The following is a 3,494-nucleotide window of genomic DNA, read 5'->3' as shown; positions in this document are numbered from 1 at the left end:
AACAATTTTCAATGATTTCTACCGAGCCAAGAAACAGATAATTAAAAATAAGGACATAGTGTCAATTAAACACCAACTTGTTCAAAATATACGACGTGAAAAATCAGATAACCAGAACACTTTTTAAAAAGGTGAAATCATTGATTTGTTAAAATGTGAATTCAGAGATTATTGACTGATTCCGCAGTATCGCAGTTTGGGGACGAGCCAGGGGCGAGTCCCGAGGAGCGTACCTAGTATGGGTATGTCTCTTCATCAAACATAAGAATTTTAGTCTCTTGAATGAGAATATACCCTAAAATAATACATACTTATGACAAGGTAACAGGAGAAAAAATAATCCCGCAATCTTTTATGTTCTTCCACTGCCAATTTGATTAGGTATGTCACCAACGCGAATCTGCATCCTGTCAGGACTTCTTATTGCAGGTTTTATTCTCTGCACAGGGTGTATACAGTCCGCCCCGGCGACAAATCAGGCCGTACGATCGGCCGGGACAGTCACTATGACCCCATATGAAGGAACACAAAAACTGGTCAAGATTGAGACAAATCTGGGCAATATCACAATTGCACTTGCTCCTGATATGCCCGTCACTGCGGGCAACTTTGAAACTCTCGTAAAAAAAGGTTATTATGACGGCGTAATCTTCCACAGAGTCATCAACGGATTTATGATCCAGGGAGGCGACCCAACCGGCACTGGCATGGGCGGGCCCGGCTACACAATTAGGGATGAGTTTACGAAGAACAACCGGAATGATCGTGGTACGATATCGATGGCTAATGCCGGCCCTAATACGGGGGGCAGCCAGTTCTTCATCAACCTCGTCAACAATAACTTCCTGGACAGTAAACACCCGGTCTTTGGCAAGGTTGTTGAAGGTATGGACGTCGTGGATAAAATTGCCAAAGTGAAGACTGGTGCAAATGACCGCCCTGTATCAAATGTCACTATTATTCATGCCGTGATGACTTGAGGTCTTCTAATTTCTCACCAGATAACGAAAATCGGAGTTTTCAGCTATGAGAGGATACTTTTCATCTTGTCGCGGAGTGCCTCTTTTCGGCTTTTTTGCGACCGGAAACATCAATTAAAGACGCAATACTCCTCCTCGTCCCGGGAAACATATCAATCGTCAACAGGATAGTTCGGATCTCACCTGATTTGGTAAGGAGCCGGAACTCGTATTGCCTGAGAGCTTCATCGTTTTTTTCACGTCGAAGGCGGTGCTGTTCAATCATATAGTCGAGGTCGTCCCTGTGAATGAATTCTGTCCAGGATTTCCTGCTATCAATATCGTCCTGAGAATATCCTGTTAACCTGAAGAACTCATTATTAGCAAACCCGATTGTAGTATCTTCTTCTATGATCACCATAGCAGTGCCGGTATTCTCAAAGATGGTACGGTACCGGATCTCGCTTTGCTTCAGGGCATCTTCTGCCTGTTTTCGATCAGTAACATCACGGAAGCTCCACACCCTCCCCACAACCTCATCTTTGAGCATCTGCGGTTGTGAGTATCGTTCAAAAATGCGTCCATCTTTGAACATGAGAACATCAAAACTGAATTCCGCTGGTTTATTGTATAAGTCAAGAACCTTTGATAAAAATTCATTCGGTTCTTTCAGCTGATTGAGCACATGGTTTATCGCCGCACTATCATCTCCTGCATCGAGAATACTTTGGGGGATATGCCACATCTGGGCAAATTTCTGGTTGTAGTTCACGATTTTACCTTCGCAACTGATCACCAGTAGACCGTCAGCGGTTGACTCTACAGTAGCCTTTAATAAAGAGAGAGCCTGCAGAGTTGCCTGCTCTGCCGCTTTGCGCTCGGTGATATCGACGAGAACCCCACGAAGGCCGACGGGAATATTTTCATGAATAATTGGTACTGAATAAGTTATTACCGGAAATGTTGTACCGTCTTTTCTTTTTGCTGTATATTCCACTGCACCAGTTGGAAACCCTTGAAAGATTTTCTGGATGTTTTCCTTTATGCGCTGATTGTCCTCGGCCACAAAAACCTCGAACACGTTGACTCCCCGTTCCAGATCCTCACTGGTGTAACCGAAGGTTTTCAGTGCAACTGGGTTGATTGAAGTTATGGTGTAATTTTGATTGATTTCAAAAACGGTCTGAGGTAATAAATCAACAAGCTGCCGGTATTTTGTCTCGCTCCTTTTTAGTTCTTCTTCTGTGCGTCTTCGGTTAACCGCCTGAACAATCTTGTGTTTGAGCTCTACAAACTGCGATTTCGGATCCCCACCTTTCTGTAAATAGAAATCTGCTCCGCTGTTTATAGCATCTATAACCACCTCTTCTCGCCCTTTACCGGTAAACAGGATAAAAGGAATGTTACTTGTTGTACGGATTTTTTTAAGAAACTGAATTCCGTCCATCACTGGCATCTGGTAATCGGAGACAATTGCATCATACGTTTTCTTATCAATCTGCTCTATACCCATTCGGGCAGAAATGGCAACATCAACGGTGCAATCCCCTGATTGCTCCAGGAACAACTTGCCGATATCGAGAAGCATTTCTTCATCATCAACGTAAAGAACTGATATCATCAGGTTCTCCATGGTTTCGTTTTTATCAATGGATTTGCCTCGAATATAGTCGCACTATAATATTCATGCCCCGATGATAATAAAGAGAATCCTGCGGGCACTACAATTCTCTGGTTTTTTAATTATCCATTGTCTTTTGAGAGAGTATCGGGCGAATTCGGGGAATAAGGCCGATGTTCTGAACCATAAAACTCATGAAGGAATATTGTAAGCAGGAAAGTAGCGCTCCGACAGTAATTGAACCAAAAATAAGAATATTTATAATGCAGAATTATAGATTGTGCCTGTCCTGGTGAGGAGGCAGGGTCCGGGCAAATGCACACAGTGCATCAATTGATTGTTTTTTGTCGATTGCTGAAACCCGTACGGTGACGGCTGTGCTGAACTCTTTTTGGATCAATTCCGGTTGCGCCCCGATACTTTCACACTTGTTTAAAAACATAACAAACGGGATCCCTGCAGCAGCTAGTGAATCGTAGAGATGGCGTATGAAATCATCAACCGGACATGTTGTATCGATAAGCAGGATTGCCCCGTCCATCCCCCTCCCGATGATTTCTCGGGCAAACTCAAATCGCTCCTGCCCTGGAGTACCAAAAATATGGATATGAATTCCATTTGCATGTATACGACCGTAATCGAGTGCAATAGTGGTAGTTCCACCAGAACAATTTGCCTCCACATGGCTTGACCCCGGGTCAAGGGTCTTTATCAAGGTGGTTTTTCCTGCACCAAAAGCCCCGAAAACCACAATTTTACATTTTTTGTCTTCCGACATCATCTTTATTTACGATAAGAAACGTTTTTACTATTTCGGTAAGATGGAATACATTTCAGAAAAAAGGACAACTCGTGAGAAAATCTCATCCGAAGGTTCATGGATTATACCCTACAAGGAAAAATGGGTGTTTTAC

The 3,494-nt window shown here is 43.2% G+C and carries 3 protein-coding genes; 1 reads left to right on the top strand and 2 read right to left on the bottom strand.

Annotation, left to right across the window (positions count from 1 at the left end; all coding sequences use genetic code 11):
• The first annotated feature begins 506 nt into the window (after positions 1 to 506).
• Entirely contained in the window at positions 507 to 980 is a 474-nt protein-coding gene (locus tag LLG96_06980) for a peptidylprolyl isomerase (protein MCE5249948.1), read from the top strand.
• 61 nt (positions 981 to 1,041) lie between these two features.
• Here the strand turns inward: LLG96_06980 and LLG96_06975 are convergent, their stop codons facing one another.
• Together LLG96_06975 and LLG96_06970 are read right to left on the bottom strand one after the other, a co-directional pair.
• Entirely contained in the window at positions 1,042 to 2,580 is a 1,539-nt protein-coding gene (locus LLG96_06975; GenBank protein ID MCE5249947.1) for a PAS domain S-box protein, read from the bottom strand.
• Between the two features lie 271 nt (positions 2,581 to 2,851).
• Positions 2,852 to 3,361, bottom strand: coding sequence for a GTP-binding protein (locus LLG96_06970; GenBank protein MCE5249946.1), 510 nt, complete (start codon positions 3,359 to 3,361; stop codon positions 2,852 to 2,854).
• Positions 3,362 to 3,494: the final 133 nt, after the last annotated feature.

It is taken from the genome of bacterium (genome assembly GCA_021372535.1).
Taxonomy (GTDB): Bacteria; Latescibacterota; Latescibacteria; order Latescibacterales; family Latescibacteraceae; genus JAFGMP01.
This window is presented reverse-complemented; position numbering and strand designations above follow the sequence as displayed.